This is a genomic window from Kosakonia sp. S42 (genome assembly GCF_016624785.1).
Classification (GTDB): Bacteria; Pseudomonadota; Gammaproteobacteria; order Enterobacterales; family Enterobacteriaceae; genus Kosakonia; species Kosakonia cowanii.
The window spans coordinates 58,184-72,693 of the sequence record NZ_JACVTW010000006.1; the positions used below are offsets into that span (position 1 = coordinate 58,184).

11 protein-coding genes are annotated in these 14,510 nt (G+C 58.2%); 5 read left to right on the forward strand and 6 right to left on the reverse strand.

The genetic code is table 11. From position 1 onward, the window contains the following. Nucleotides 1–33: 33 nt before the first annotated feature. From IAE50_RS10010 to IAE50_RS10025, 4 genes are all read right to left on the reverse strand, one after another. Entirely contained in the window at nt 34–1,959 is a 1,926-nt protein-coding gene (locus IAE50_RS10010; protein WP_200580177.1) for a methyl-accepting chemotaxis protein, read from the reverse strand. Nucleotides 1,960–2,150: 191 nt separating this feature from the next. Then, nucleotides 2,151–2,807: a GntR family transcriptional regulator gene (locus IAE50_RS10015; RefSeq protein WP_042716634.1), complete on the reverse strand. Its 657-nt coding sequence runs from the start codon at nt 2,805–2,807 to the stop codon at nt 2,151–2,153. Between the two features lie 254 nt (nt 2,808–3,061). Further along, a complete protein-coding gene (locus tag IAE50_RS10020) occupies nt 3,062–4,099 on the reverse strand; it encodes an NADP-dependent oxidoreductase (protein ID WP_139568955.1) in 1,038 nt (345 codons plus the stop codon). 67 nt (nt 4,100–4,166) lie between these two features. Further along, nucleotides 4,167–4,742: an XRE family transcriptional regulator gene (locus IAE50_RS10025; protein WP_023478637.1), complete on the reverse strand. Its 576-nt coding sequence runs from the start codon at nt 4,740–4,742 to the stop codon at nt 4,167–4,169. A gap of 37 nt (nt 4,743–4,779) precedes the next feature. Between IAE50_RS10025 and IAE50_RS10030 the strand changes: the two genes are divergently transcribed. Further along, on the forward strand, nt 4,780–5,298 hold the full coding sequence (locus IAE50_RS10030; protein ID WP_200580178.1) for a GNAT family N-acetyltransferase: 519 nt from the start codon (nt 4,780–4,782) through the stop codon (nt 5,296–5,298). Beyond that, the gene (locus IAE50_RS10035) at nt 5,295–5,744 is read left to right on the forward strand and encodes a DMT family transporter (protein WP_200133551.1); all 450 of its coding nucleotides are present in this window, start codon (nt 5,295–5,297) and stop codon (nt 5,742–5,744) included. Before IAE50_RS10030 ends, IAE50_RS10035 begins: the two co-directional genes overlap by 4 nt. Nucleotides 5,745–5,789: 45 nt before the next feature. Here IAE50_RS10035 and IAE50_RS10040 read toward each other — a convergent pair whose 3' ends face one another. Both IAE50_RS10040 and IAE50_RS10045 read right to left on the reverse strand, forming a co-directional pair. After that, a complete protein-coding gene (locus tag IAE50_RS10040) occupies nt 5,790–6,023 on the reverse strand; it encodes a YdcY family protein (RefSeq protein ID WP_200580179.1) in 234 nt (77 codons plus the stop codon). Between the two features lie 9 nt (nt 6,024–6,032). Beyond that, a complete protein-coding gene (locus IAE50_RS10045; RefSeq protein ID WP_200580180.1) occupies nt 6,033–7,631 on the reverse strand; it encodes an ABC transporter substrate-binding protein in 1,599 nt (532 codons plus the stop codon). A 280-nt stretch (nt 7,632–7,911) separates the two neighbouring features. Between IAE50_RS10045 and IAE50_RS10050 the strand changes: the two genes are divergently transcribed. The 3 genes from IAE50_RS10050 to IAE50_RS10060 are packed head-to-tail and all read left to right on the forward strand — an operon-like array spanning nt 7,912 to nt 14,486. Next, nucleotides 7,912–9,330: an SrfA family protein gene (locus IAE50_RS10050; RefSeq protein ID WP_200133553.1), complete on the forward strand. Its 1,419-nt coding sequence runs from the start codon at nt 7,912–7,914 to the stop codon at nt 9,328–9,330. A gap of 3 nt (nt 9,331–9,333) precedes the next feature. Continuing rightward, nucleotides 9,334–12,315, forward strand: a complete 2,982-nt coding sequence (locus tag IAE50_RS10055) for a virulence factor SrfB (protein ID WP_200580181.1) — start codon at nt 9,334–9,336, stop codon at nt 12,313–12,315. Continuing rightward, nucleotides 12,312–14,486 carry a virulence factor SrfC family protein gene (locus tag IAE50_RS10060; protein WP_200580182.1) on the forward strand — a complete coding sequence of 725 codons (2,175 nt, stop codon included), beginning with the start codon at nt 12,312–12,314 and terminating at the stop codon, nt 14,484–14,486. The genes IAE50_RS10055 and IAE50_RS10060 overlap by 4 nt, the downstream gene beginning before the upstream one ends. Nucleotides 14,487–14,510: the final 24 nt, after the last annotated feature.

Consider the following 14,510-nt stretch of genomic DNA (forward strand, 5'->3'; position numbering starts at 1 on the left):
TCATGCGCCGGGCTTTTTTATCTCTTCAGGCCATTAAAATGTGGTCCAGCCCTCTTCAGCGAGCGCCGCTGCACGCGGTTTTGGCGGCACTAGTGTGCTTTTACCGCCCTTAACCTTCGCCGGTTTTGCCTCATCACTGGCGAGGCGGAAGGCGGCAACCAGCTCTTCCAGCAGGCGCGCCTGCTCCTCCAGCGAACCCGCGGCGGAGGAGGATTCGCTCACCAGCGAGGCGTTCTGCTGGGTGGTGCTGTCCAGCTCGCCGACCGCGCGGGCAATCTGCTCAATGCCGCGGCTCTGCTCTTCGGAAGCGGAGGAGATCTCGCCCATAATATCGTTGACGCGCGTGACGGACTGCACCACCTGATCCATCGTCTCGCCCGCTTTAACCACCAGTTTGCTGCCGATATTAATGCGCGAAACCGATTCGTTGATCAGCTGTTCAATATCTTTCGCCGCCTGCGAGCTGCGCTGCGACAAGCTACGAACTTCACCGGCAACCACCGCAAAACCGCGCCCCTGCTCGCCCGCTCTTGCCGCTTCCACCGCCGCGTTCAGCGCCAGGATATTGGTCTGAAAGGCAATGCTGTTAATCACCGCGGTAATGTCGGCAATCTTATTTGAGCTGGTGTTGATATCGCCCATGGTATCCACCACCTGGCGCATCACCGTGCCGCCTTCGCTGGCCGTTTTCGACGCCTGCGCGGCCAGGCTGCTGGCGTTGCGCGCATTATCGGCGTTGTTTTTCACCGTGGCCGTTAACTGCTCCATGCTGGCGGCGGTTTGCACCACGGCGGCAGCCTGCTGTTCGGTGCGGGAGGAGAGATCGGTGTTGCCATCGGCAATCTCGGTTGCCGCGCGGGAGAGCTGCGTAACGCTGTTACGCACTTCATGGATCATATCGCGCAGCCGGTCATTCATCCGCCCCATCGCGCCGGTTAACTGCCCCAGCTCGTCGCGGCTTTGCGCGCGGATTTGTGAGCTCAGGTCGCCGCTGGCAATGCGTTCCGCCAGCGCCAGGTTGCGGTGCACTGGCCGGGTGATCTGACGAATCACCCACCAGGAGACCAGCATGCCGAGCATAATGGCAATCGCGCCGGTAACGGCGGTAATTGAACTGGAGGTGTAGGCCAGCTCTTCGTTGTGCGCTTTCACTAGCGCGATAATGTCGCGCAGTGAGGCGCTGCTGGCGTCGCCGCCCACTTTGACTTTATCTTCCGCCGCTTTCAGTGCCTGCCAGGCGGTAAAGTAATTCAGCGCCTGGGTGCGATAGCTGACGGTGTTGTCCCAGATGGCCTGTAACGGGGCTTGCAGTTCGCCCGGCAACTGGCTGTTCAGCGCCTGCACGTGGCTTGCGGTGGCGGCGAACTGCTGCTCAAGGCGATCGCGCGTGGCTGCATCCGGGCTGTAACGCACGACCAGCGCCGCATCGCGCACGCTGCTGATGGCAAAGAGCTGCTCATAGATTTGTGCCATCACCGCCGGGTCGGCCACCGGGGTACGTACCAGCGTGGTATAGCGAGCGGAGAGATCTTCCGTGCTCAGTTTATCGAGGCTTTCACGCAAGGCGCGCAGATCGCCGGTCGCTTTTTGCATCTCGCCAATGCTGGCCTGAAAGGTTGCTAAATTGCGGGCGACATCATCAATGATTTTACGTTCGTTGCTTGACCAGCTGAGCGCGTCGGCGCTGGCGGTCAGTTCGGAGGCGTGACGAACATAGTTCGCCATCACCTGGCCTGATTTATCATCGGCATAAAAATATTTAAGGCGGTTAATTTTTGCCTGGAATACTTCAATATTGATGTTGTACATCAAATTTGTTTTTACATAGACATCGCGAATTTCTTTAAAACGCAGCACGCTGAGAATGGTGGCAAACGCGACCAGAAAAAGAACCACACCAAATCCGACCGACAGCTTTCGACTAATTTTTATATTGCTTACCCGTTGGCTAATTGACATTTTTTCCCCTTGTCTAACGTCCATAGTGAGTGCCCGACTGCGCACGCGACAAGTTATCGGCAGGAAAATAAGCAGATTCAGGTTGCGGGGAGGTTATAGATTAAAAGTGTGATATTGATGCGCCCCATTCGCAAATTATTACCGGGGTGCATCAATATTTTTCATGAATTATCGAGTCAGTGAATTATCACTTAGCGTTCAAACTGTCTGTGCACGATAGTTGAGCCTTCGTCAATTGCTCGCCAGACGGCACGCTCACTGGCAAAAGCATCACCCTCTTCTAATGCACAGAGCAGATCGTGATAATGCTGCACGCGCATCAGGTGTTCAGATGATGGATATAAGTAGTTATAGCAAGGGCCAATTCGCACCCATAGCTGCTCAATTAAAGCGCTGAGCGTCGGCATGCCAGCGTGGGCATAGACGCTAAAACGAAACACGCGGTTGGCCTGTAACGCCTGCTCGGTGTTGCCGCTTTTCATCGCTTCATCAACATTAATTGCCAGCGTGCGCAGCTCACGCAGCTTATCGCTGGTCATGTTCTGGCTGGCGGCTCGCGCGGCCATGCCTTCGAGGTTTTTACGAATCTGATTAATTTCGTTATAGCGTTCCGCACTGACCTCCGGCACGAGAAAAGCCTGCGCCGGTGTGGCGTGCAGCGCGCCTGCGGAAACCAATCGCAGTAACGCTTCACGAACCGGTGTAATGCTCGTACCCAGCTGATCGGCGATTTCCTTCGTGATAAGCCGGGCGCCGGGTCTCAGGGCTCCGACAATAAGCGCACTCTTTAAACTTGCCTCGACCTGCATGGTGAGACTCGTTCGCTGCGCTTTCTCCAAATCAAGCATGTTTGCATCCTGTATAAATTCTTTATTTTCTCAGCCTGGTAGCGTGTCCATATGGTTATGCCTAAAGATATATTTTATAAGTGCATGCCTGGTATTGGATGATTGCGTAAAGTTAGAACAAAAAGTTATTTATTATGCACGACCACCAGGAACTGCCTCCACAAGGTCAACAATTCCTTATGCATGTATAATTAAAGCTGTTTTTCACAGAAATGCCCAATTTAAAATGGCGGTTTTTACCGCCATTTTTTTATTTAGTTTTCTGAGGCTACTTTTACCACAACTTTACCGAAGTTTTTCCCTTCCAGTAAGCCTATAAACGCCTCTGGTGCCTGCTCAAGACCCTCCGTTACCTGCTCGCGGTAATGAATGCGATCCTGTTTCAGCCAGCTTGCCATCTCCTGCTGGAATTCATGCAGCCGGTGACCATAATCCTGCATGATAATAAACCCCTGCAACCGAATACGCTTCTTCAGAATCGTCGCCATTAATAATGGAACGCGATCCGGGCCTTCCGGAAGGTCGGTAGCGTTATAACCGCTCACCAGACCACAGAGCGGAATGCGCGCAGAGGTATTTAATAACGGCAGCACGGCATCGAATACTTTGCCGCCGACGTTCTCATAGTAAATATCGATGCCCTGCGGGCAGGCCTTCGCCAGACGGTCGCTAAAGTCGTCGGCATGGTGATCGATACACTCATCAAAACCGAGCACCTCCACGGCATGACGACACTTCTCGCTACCGCCCGCAACACCTACCACGCGACAACCTTTGATTTTGCCAATCTGACCAACCGTTGCGCCAACCGGCCCGGTTGCTGCGGCGACGACCAGCGTTTCGCCCTCTTTCGGCTGGCCGATATCCAGCAAACCCATATAGGCGGTAAAGCCCGGCATACCAAGGATCCCCAGCGCCCAGGAGGGGTGCGGAATGGTGCTGTCGAGTTTCACCAGATCGTCACCGCTGGCGATGTCGTAATCCTGCCAGCCGCTGCCGGCGAGAACCCAGTCGCCCTCGGCGAAGTCCGGGTGCTGGGATTTGACGACGCGGCTGACGGTGCCGCCGCACATCACTTCACCGATTTTTACTGGCGGCGAGTAGGATGGCGCGTCGCTCATGCGTCCGCGCATATAGGGGTCGAGGGAGAGATAGACCGTGCGCAGCAGCACCTGGCCTTCGCCCGGTGAGGCGACCTCATCCTCCTCCAGCCGGAAATTCTCTGTGGTTGGCGCGCCATGCGGACGCGAAGCCAGTACCCAGCGGCGGTTGCGGTGTGAATGTTGGTTCATTTTGCTCTCCTGTGCAGTATGGACTGACTAATGATAGTAGACGGTTAACGCCGCCCGCGCGTTGGTATTACGTGGCGGCATGATTGAGGCGCACCACCAGATAGCGGCACGGCGCAAGGGTTTCGTTGATAAATCGGCAGTCGTTCGGCGGGCCCAATTCCAGACAATCCCCAGGCTGCATCTCATGGCGCGTCTCGCCTTCAAGAAACACCAGGCTGCCTTCCTGTAACCAGATAAGCTGGCGTGCCAGCGCATAAGAGGAGGCAGGCATCGGGATATCGCTGCCGGGCGGCAGCTCAATCTGCACCAGATCGATCGGCAGGTCGCTGCGCGGCGAGACATGGCGGCGCAGATAATGGGTTTGCGGATCGCGCCACACCGGTTGGCTGGCGAAGCGCAGCAGCTTACCCTCCTGCATCTCCGCGCGGGCAATCAATGTCGACATGCTGATAGCAAACGCACCGCAGATGCGCGCCAGCAGCGTTGCCGTTGGGCTGCTCTCTGCCCGCTCGATTTTATGGATCATCGCCCGCGATACGCCCGCGCGTTCGGCAAGTTCCGTCAGCGACCAGCCGCGCGACTCGCGCTCAAGGCGAATTCGCGCACTGATCCGTTGATTTATATTGTCTGAGATAGTATTCATAACGTCATACTATAGTGTACAGATCAGGGGTTCAACCATGTCGATTCGTTATGCCGTGAAAGAGGATTGCGCGGCGATTGCCGCTATTTATAACCACGCCGTGATTAACACGGCGGCGATCTGGAATGATCAAACGGTGGATGCCGATAACCGCATTGCGTGGTTTGAGGCGCGCGCCCTGCTCGGCTATCCGGTGATTGTGAGCGAAGAAAATGGCGTTGTCACGGGCTACGCCTCCTTCGGCGACTGGCGCGCGTTCGACGGCTTTCGCCACACGGTTGAACACTCGGTCTATGTCCATCCGGAACACCAGGGCAAAGGCCTTGGCCTGGCGCTGATGGAGCGGCTGATTGAGGAAGCGAAGCGCATCGGTAAACATGTGATGGTTGCCGGTATCGAAGCGCAAAATCAGGGGTCGATTCATCTGCACCAAAAGCTTGGCTTTACCATTACCGGGCAGATGCCGCAGGTCGGCACCAAGTTTGGCCGCTGGCTGGATCTCACCTTTATGCAGCTTCAGCTCGATAACCGCAGCGATCCGGACGCGGCGGTATGAACCAGTCGCTGACCCTCGCTTTTCTGGTTGCCGCCGGTATTGGGCTGGTTATCCAGAACACGCTGATGGTGCGCATTACCCAGTCCTCCTCCACCATTCTGATCGCCATGCTGCTCAACTCGCTGGTCGGCATTGTGCTGTTTGTCTCTATTCTTTTGATCAAACAGGGCGTCGGCGGTTTTCAGGAGCTGGTTGGCAGCGTCAAATGGTGGACGCTGATCCCCGGCCTGCTCGGCTCCTTTTTTGTTTTCGCCAGCATCAGCGGCTATCAAAACGTCGGCGCGGCGACCACTATCGCCGTGCTGATCGCCAGCCAGCTTATTGGCGGACTGGTGATGGATGTGGTGAAGAGCGAAGGCGTGGCGCTGCGGGCATTGATTGGCCCGGTGTGCGGCGCGGTGTTACTGGTGATCGGCGCCTGGCTGGTCGCCCGGCGACAGTTTTGAGGAATAAAAAAAACGGGCCATTTGGCCCGTTTTTTCAGCGCACAATCAGAGAATCTCGCCACCTTTGGTGAGCTGCTCGCGCCGCGCTTCCGCATCCTCTTTATGCTGGCGTCCATGATGGGCGATGGCGTTACGCAGGCGCTGCTGCTGTTCGTAACGCGCGTCGCGGCTCAGTTCGCCATCATCGCTCAGGATAACCAGCAGCTCGTTCATGCCGATAATTGCCCCGTCGGCAATGGCGGCGTCGACGCGGGCGGTAACCTCATCAAGATGTGACATACCCTCTCCTTAATTCAGCTTCGCTTTGGAAAAATCACTGCCCATCAGGCTGACGCTGTAGCCGGTGACGTTGCTGCGCGTCGCGTAGAAGGTTATGCCGTTTGCCAGCGGGATCCACGGTGCCTGCTTATAGAAAATATCCTGCGCCTGGCCGTAGAGTTTCGCTCGCTCGGCCGGATCGCTCACCAGCTTCGCTTTTTTCACCAGATCGTCGTAAGGCTTGTCACACCAGCGCGCGGCGTTGGAGCCGGTCTTCACGCTGTCACAGCCGAGCAGCGTATCGGCGAAGTTATCGGGATCGCCGTTATCGGACATCCAGCCAAACAGCGCGGTGTCGTGCTCACCTTTACGCATGCCGGAAAGATACTCGCCCCACTCGTAGGAGACAATCTTCGCTTTGACGCCCACTTTTGCCCAGTCGCTCTGGATCATCTCGGCGATACGGCGCGAATTCGGGTTATAGGGGCGCTGCACCGGCATTGACCAGAGCGTCGCTTCAAAGCCCTTCTCCAGCCCCGCCTGCTTCAGCAGTGCTTTCGCTTTCTCCGGATCGTAGCTGTACTCCGGCAGGTCTTTGTTGTAGCCGAGCATATTTGGCGGCAGCGGCGATTTCGCCACGCTGGCTGAACCCAGGAACACCGCATTCACAATCGCTTTTTTATCGGTGGCGTAGTTCAGGGCCTGGCGCACCAGCACTTTATCAAACGGTTTTTTCTCGGTATTAAACGCCAGATAGCCGACGTTCAGCGCTTCAACCGTATGCAGAGTCAAATCCTTATTCTTTTTGATCTGCTCAAACTGCACCGGTGCCGGGGCGGGAATAATCTGGCACTCATTGGTTTGCAGTTTTGCCAGACGCGTCTGCACATCCGGAGTGATGGAGAAGATCAGGTGCTTAGTCGGCACCGGGCCATCCCAGTAGTTCGGGTTAGCGATATAGCGAATCAGCGCATCGGTTTTGTACTGCTGCAACGCGTAGGGGCCGGTTCCGATTGGCCAGTTATCAACATTTTCCGGCGTGCCTTTTTTCAGCATCGCGTCGGCATACTCGGCCGAAAGAATCGAGGCAAAATCCATGCCCCAGTCGGCAAGGAAGGCGGCGTTCGGTTCATTGAGCACGAACTGAACGTGGTAATCATCGACCTTCTTCACCTCTTTAATCAGCTTATCCAGCCCGACATCGGTGAAGTATTCGTAGTTGCCTTTTGAGACGTTGTGGTACGGATGTTTAGCATCCATCTGGCGCATGACGGAGAAGATCACGTCATCGGCGTTAAAGTCGCGCGTCGGTTTGAAATATTTGTTGCTGTTGAATTTAACGCCCTGGCGCAGCGTAAAGGTCCAGGTTTTGCCATCGTCGGAGACTTTCCACTCTGTCGCCAGCGACGGCACCGGAGTATTTTTCACCGGATCGAAGGTGACAAGGCGGTTATAGAGCACCTGCGAGCTGGCGACAAACGACGGGCCGGAGCTGGCAATCTGCGGGTTGAAAGACTCCGGGGAGGCTTCGGAGCAGTAGATCAGTGTGTCGTTGGAAGCCGCAAACGCGGCGCTTGCCGGTAAGAGTGTGCTCAACGCCAGCGCGAGCAGTGTTTTCCCTGTGGTCATGTGCAGGAGCCTTCTTTTTTTATATGGAGTGGTAATCTCAGCACAGGCCGGGCGAACTGGCAAATAACCAATCTCTATCAAGTTATGCTAAAGCGGTTGTTTTTGCTGAAATATCCACCATGCTTAATAAGAAAATTTACTGTAGGGCGTATTTTGACCGTCATAAGGTCTCGATGCGCTCAATGCGTCGAGAATTCAATGGTTTTGCGCTTTCCTCTGCCTTTTACTGGCGACGGGAACGCGTATAGTAGACGCGTGAAGAAGTCTATGGGATGAAAACGTGGCAAAAACACTCTTGCGCAGCGGCGATCTGGATGATTTCCAGGCCGTTGGCGGCGGCGGTCAGGCCGTATTCGATTCGGCACTACAAATTCGGGAAGCGCTGCGTCTGCGTAAACAGCAGGCGTTAGTGGATTGCCTGGCAATACCGCAGGTTAATGATGAAGGCGATCGTGTCGACTGGTACTCGCCCATCGACGGTCAATCCCGCTCGTGGAAAGCGGCTGAGCCGGAGGCGCGCGCCCGCGCCCTGCGTTTCCTCGAAAGCACGCTTGATAGCGCGGCCGCCCTGAGCCGTAAATGTATGCAGTCGCCCAAAACCGCCCAGCAACTCTTCGGTTCGCTGCTGGAAAAAGCGCTGCAATTCCCCGGCGAAAACCATGTTTTCCTCGTTGATGGCAAACCGGTCATCACCTTCTGGGGCTTCGTCAATCTTAATGAAAGCGCGCGCGAAAACGTGCTTGAGTGCCTCTACGAGCCTGAGCCGGAAGTGCCGGAGATTGTGATCGAACCGGAACCGGAGCCCGAGCCGCAACCTGAGCCAGAGCCGGAAAAAGAAGCGCAGAGTGAACCTGCAGCGGAAGCGAGCTTCAGCCAGGCCGATGCTCCGCTCTTAACTACCCCGCCGCCGCCGGTTAAACCGCAGCCAGTGAATGTCGCGCCGATCTATCAGGCGGTGCAGGATGCCGATCAGGAGCCTGCTCCGGCAAAAGAACCTGCCGCCGCGCCCGCACCGAAAACGAAAAAACGTCGCCGCACCGCGCTGTGGCTGCTGCCGATAGCGGCCGCTGTCGCCGCCGCCGTTGCCGTGCCGGTTGTGCTCAAACAACAGCAGCAGAAGGCAGAAACCGCTTCCGCGCCGGTTGCCGAGCAGGCAAAACCGGTCGCCATTGCACCGAAGCCGATTGAGGCAGAACCGATCCCGGCGCTTTCCGCCAACCTGCCGCTGCACCAGGCCGCGGTATTACCGGCTGAAGAGAAAGCCCCGGCAGAGAAACCGGCGGAAAACGAGCCGGTGGTAATTATGCCGATCCCGAAAGGCGCCATGGTGATGGATGCCCAGCAGGTCAAAATGGGCTCGACCAAATTCCTCAACGGCAGCTGGCGACTGGCGATGGATATTAAAGATCCGGTCACAGGCAAAGCGCCGAACGTGCGTTATCAGATTCAGAATAATAAAGGCAGCGCCCGCATTGTGATGGGCAAGAACGTCACCTGTCGCGCCGATCTCTTCTCCGGCCTGCATCAGACGGGCGAGTTGCTGATCAAGAGCCGCGGTAATGCGCGTTGCAGCGACGGGACGCGCTACCCGATGCCGGATATTTCCTGTAAAGCAGGCACCAACGACGTGGCGGAGTGCAGCGCGCGTTTTGACGCAAAAACCACCGTTCCGGTGACGTTCAGAAACACAGGTGATTGATTTATGTTGGTTAATCTTTGCGACTACAAACAGAGCGTCACGCTGATCGCCAATAGCGGCGTGCAGTTTCTCGATTTCGGCCTGACGCCACAGGACTCGGCGAACAGCGGCCGTTTTGTGCGTAAAACCGCGAACGGGCCGCTGCTGCGCCTCGATTTCGACGTGGTGAATGAGCGTTACACCCTGCCCAACCGCGACGGCGGTCAGCCGGAAGTGGTCAAACCCGAGAGCACTCACCCGCTGCAATACTCCCTGTCGATCCTCGACGGCGTCTGGTTGCCGATCCCGTTTCTGCGCTTCAACCCGCCGCGCACCTTCGTTGAAGGCCCGGATAACTGGGCGCGCGTGCAGATCCGCAAACTTCCCGAGCCGGACAGCGCCGGAAACACGCACCGCGTGGCGCTGGCTCTCGACAGCCAGATCAACGGCAACTCGCCCGCCGCCCTTGCGCCGCAGGAGAATGACATTCTCAACGGCACCCGCTTTTCGCTCGCCTGGCGCGATGATGAAGTGGCCGATTTTCTCGATCAGACGTGGGTTGATGGCTGGCTGCGCGAAGCGTTTTTGCACTTTATTACCCAGCATGAAAGCCGCAGCGAGCGCGAAATCCACCAGGCCCTGCGCGGTTTTGAGTACCAGGCGCACTGGCTGAACGTGATGTCGCTGCTCGGCATGCAGATTCAGGTGCCGGAAGTGAAAATCGTCACCCATACGCTCAGCACACCGGCTATTCCGGTCGATCTCATCCTCGATGTGGGCAATACGCACACCTGCGGCGTGATTATTGAAGATCATGGCGACGCCAACGATGGCCTGCGACAGACCGCTGAACTGCAAGTCCGCTCGCTCAGCGAGCCACAATTTCTTAACGAGCCGCTGTTTACCAGCCGGCTTGAGTTTTCTGAAGCGCGCTTCGGCAAGCAGCACTTTTCTGTCGAAAGCGGACGTGAAGATGCCTTTATCTGGCCGTCGATCGTCCGCGTCGGCGATGAAGCACGCAAGCTGGCAATGCAGCGTATCGGTACCGAAGGCAACAGCGGCATCTCCAGCCCGCGTCGCTATCTGTGGGATGAAACCCCGGTGTTGCAGGACTGGCGTTTCAGCCAGATGAACAGCAAAACCCAGCGTGAACCGCTGGCGACCGCCTTCCCGCTGATGAATCTGATGAATGACGAAGGCCAGCCGCTCTATAGCCTGCCGCTTGATGAGCGTCTGCCGGTCTTCTCGCCGCAGTACAGCCGCAGCACGCTGATGACCCATATGTTGTGCGAGCTGCTCTCGCAGGCGCTCGGGCAGATCAATAGCGTCGCGACCCGCCTGCGCCTTGGCTTCCCGGCTTCGCCGCGCCAGCTGCGCACCATTATTCTCACCCTGCCGTCGGCGATGCCGAAGCAGGAGCGCGAGATCTTCCGCCGCCGCATGTTTGAAGCGATTGCCCTGGTGTGGAAAGCGATGGGCTGGCATCCGCAGGATGAGGATTTTGCCCAGCGTAAGCAGCAGGAAAAGAGCGTGGTGCCGGTGCCCTATATCCAGATGGAGTGGGACGAAGCGAGCTGCGGCCAACTGGTATGGCTCTATAACGAAGCGATCTCCCGCTTTGCCGGGCAGACCGAAACCTTTTTTGCCTCTCTCGCCCGCCCGGATCGCACCGAAGCGCCGGGCGCGGTGCCGGGGCGCTCGCTGCGCGTGGCCTCCGTCGATATTGGCGGCGGCACAACCGATATGGCGATCACCCACTATCAACTGGATGACGGCACCGGCAGCAATGTCAAAATCACCCCGCAGTTACTCTTCCGTGAAGGGTTTAAAGTGGCGGGCGATGACATTCTGTTAGATGTGATTCAGCGCTGCGTGCTGCCTGCGCTGCAAACACATATGCAGAAAGCGGGCATTACCGACGCGGCGGCGATCATGGCGACGCTGTTTGGCGACTCCGGGCGTATCGACACCCAGGCGGTGCTGCGCCAGCAAACCACCCTGCAACTCTTTATGCCGGTTGGCCATGCGATTCTGGCGGCCTGGGAAGAGAGCGACATTAACGATCCGCTGGCTGGTCTTTATGCGACCTTTGGCGAGCTGCTGAAGCAGACGCCGACGCGCAACGTGATGAACTACCTGAAGCAGGCGATTGATCATGCCCTGCCTGCCGGTTCGGCGGAGTTTGATGTGCTGTCGGTACCGCTACAAATCACCTTCCGCGATCTGCAGGAGGCGATGCTGGCCGGGCAGTTTACGCTCACCGCCCCGCTGCACGCGGTGTGCGAAGCGATCAGCCACTATAGCTGCGACGTGCTGCTGCTTACCGGTCGTCCGGGCTGCTTGCCGGGCGTGCAGGCGCTGATTCGCCATCTGCAACCGGTGCCGGTCAACCGCATGGTGTGGCTGGATAAGTACCGCGTGCATGAGTGGTACCCCTTCAGCCAGCAGGGCAAAATCGGTAACCCGAAATCGACCGCTGCCGTTGGCGCGATGCTGTGCAGCCTGGCGCTCGATCTGCGCCTGCCGCGCTTTAACTTTAAAGCGGCGGATATTGGCGCCTACTCGACGGTGCGCTACCTCGGCGTGCTGGATAACGTGGTTAATACCCTGCGTGATGAGAACATCTGGTATCACGATATCGATCTGGATAAACCCGGCGCGAAGCTGGATGCGCGGCTGCACTTCCCGCTGCGCGGCAATGTGACGCTCGGTTTCCGTCAGCTGGCGAACGCCCGCTGGCCGGCCACGCCGCTCTATACGCTGAGTATCAACTCGCAAGAACTGGCGAAAACCATCGCCGGTGACGGGGTGCTGAATGTGCGGCTACAGTTTAGCGGCGGCAATAAACACCACGGCCCGGAGGCGTTTACCCTGAGTGAAGCCTGGTTGCAGGATGGCACCCCGGTTCCTGCCGATGCGTTAACGTTTAAATTGAATACGCTGGCCGACCGCCGACACAGCGGAAGCCATTACTGGATCGACAGCGGGAGTGTGTACCTGAAATGAGTGCGAGCGTAAAAACCACCCAAGCCTTAACTGCATGGATCACTAACAACCGTCAGCACTCACCGCTGCTCGATGATGACGCCGATGCTCTGCTGGCGCGCGTTACCGCTGCCGCGGCTGATGAACAGGCGCTGGCGGAGGTGGCTGAGGCTCCCTGCACCGTCGGGCTGTATGGTCGCTCGCAGGCGGCAAAAGCGCATCTGCTCGCCGCCCTGTGCGGCAGTGGCAATGGCCGCATGCATGTGCGCCCCGGCGAAAAGACGCTGGATTACTTCAGCCACATTAACCCCGGCCACGCCCTCACCAGCATGGCGCTGCGTTTTAGCCAGCGCCTGCCGTTTATGGATGAGGGTTTCCCGCTCTGCCTGCGCATTCTCAGCGAAGCGGAGCTGGTCCAGCTGTTTATCGCTCATGCGCATCAGCAGCCGGACCTGCGTGCGGTTGATAAAGCGGTAATTGAAGATCGGGTCGCGAAATGGCGCGCGCTGCGCCAGCCTAACGCTGTGCCGGGGATCACCGCCGAAGAGATTGGCGCTATCGCCCGCTTCTGGCGCTCGGTGGTACCCGCCGCGCAGCAGCAGATGGATGATGCGCTCTGGTATCAGTTCGCCACCCTGCTGCCCTCCCTTGATCTGAGCGCACGCGCCAGCGCCTGGTCGCTACTGTGGGGCGAACAGCAAGAGTTAACCCAGCAGTGGTTTGCCCTTGCGCATACCCTGCACCAGACCGGTAACGCCACCGAGATCGCCGCACCGCTGAGCATTCTGGTAGATACCTTCGCGCTGCCGACCGACGGCTTTTTAACCCCGGCGGTTGAGCAGGAAGAGGCGATCCAGGATGAAGTCGTAGTCCACCCGTGGGCCAATGAGCAGTTACAAAACGCCGTCAGCATTCCGCTGGCCACGCTGGCGCTGATCACCCGCGAGCTAGTACTGCCGGTGGAAAACAGCCTGTTACCTGGCGTCGATATTCTGGATATTCCCGCCCCCGGCCCGCGTGAAGGCCAGCCGTTGTGGCGCAGCAAATGCCGCTGGCTGCTGGAGAACTACCGCCAGCGCCTGCAACCGGATGTGTTGATGATCTGCAACGCCACGCTGGATCGCGCGGAGACCGCGATAATCGCACGCACGCTGCTGAACTGGGTGAAAGAGACCCAGTCGGGCCAGGAGTCGGCGCTGCCGGGGCTGGTCTGGGCGATCACGCCGCAGGATGCGCGCTTTACGCTGGCGCAAAATCTGGATGAGACCGTCCAGCAACTGATTGGTAAACCGGGCCAGCACTGGGGCACATTGCAGGCGCTGGATGCCAGCAGTTTGCAGCGTCTGCTCGAGTGGCTGGCGCAAGCCACCGCGCCCGCCCTGCGCCAGCAGCGGCTGAAAGCGCTGAGCGATCGCCAGCAACGCGCCCTGCGCGATCTGTTGCAGGCATGGGTCGTCAGCCCGGAACAGGATGCGGATGAGCAGCGTAAACGGGCGGAGTCCGTGGTGCGCGAACTGCAGGTTCAGGCTTCACGCCACGGTGAACTGCTGGAAGGATTGATGCCGGATATGCAGCAGTTCGATACGCTCTGGAAGGTACAGCAGCCGCGTGAAGAGAAAGTGAACGGCCTGTTTAACGAGTCGATCGATCTGTTTGCTGAATCGGCTGAGAGCGCCGAGCCGCAGGCAATGGCGAAAGATGTCGGTCAGCAGGCGCACGCGCTGTGGGTCAACCACGTGCGCCAGTGGAGCCGCGATGATGACAATGCCGTGCGCCTGGGCGTCAGCCCGGCGACGCTGCGCCAGATGGCCGAGATTGTGATTATCAGCAGCTACCGCCTGCGTCTGCCGGAAACCCTGCAGAAGATTATGCAGCGCGATACCGCCTGCGCAGCGCAGCTTCATGCCGCCATTGGCAACTTTGTCGCCTGGCTCGGCTATGCCGATCTCCCGCCGGAGAGCCGCCCGGCCAGCCGCGTGCAGAAAGGCAGCACCATTTTTGCTACCGCGCCGATTGAAGTGGGCGGCGAGCGGTTAACGCGTCTCGGCGATCAGCCGGTACACGCCGCAACCCGCTACGTCTACGACTGGCTGGTCGCGCTCTACAACCGGGCGATTGAAAACATCGGCTACCGCCACCCGCTCGATGTTACCCCCGAGGCGCGAGCGGCGCTAAAAGCGCTGCTGCCTTAACCCACAACCCGGCAAACTCCGCCG

Coding starts and splice junctions, on each gene's coding strand:
- IAE50_RS10020 (WP_139568955.1), bottom strand. CDS start 4,099: ATGAACCAACATTCACACCGCAACCGCCGCTGGGTACTGGCTTCGCGT.
- IAE50_RS10045 (WP_200580180.1), bottom strand. CDS start 7,631: ATGACCACAGGGAAAACACTGCTCGCGCTGGCGTTGAGCACACTCTTA.
- IAE50_RS10040 (WP_200580179.1), bottom strand. CDS start 6,023: ATGTCACATCTTGATGAGGTTACCGCCCGCGTCGACGCCGCCATTGCC.
- IAE50_RS10015 (WP_042716634.1), bottom strand. CDS start 2,807: ATGCTTGATTTGGAGAAAGCGCAGCGAACGAGTCTCACCATGCAGGTC.
- IAE50_RS10060 (WP_200580182.1), top strand. CDS start 12,312: ATGAGTGCGAGCGTAAAAACCACCCAAGCCTTAACTGCATGGATCACT.
- IAE50_RS10030 (WP_200580178.1), top strand. CDS start 4,780: ATGTCGATTCGTTATGCCGTGAAAGAGGATTGCGCGGCGATTGCCGCT.
- IAE50_RS10010 (WP_200580177.1), bottom strand. CDS start 1,959: ATGTCAATTAGCCAACGGGTAAGCAATATAAAAATTAGTCGAAAGCTG.
- IAE50_RS10035 (WP_200133551.1), top strand. CDS start 5,295: ATGAACCAGTCGCTGACCCTCGCTTTTCTGGTTGCCGCCGGTATTGGG.
- IAE50_RS10025 (WP_023478637.1), bottom strand. CDS start 4,742: ATGAATACTATCTCAGACAATATAAATCAACGGATCAGTGCGCGAATT.
- IAE50_RS10055 (WP_200580181.1), top strand. CDS start 9,334: ATGTTGGTTAATCTTTGCGACTACAAACAGAGCGTCACGCTGATCGCC.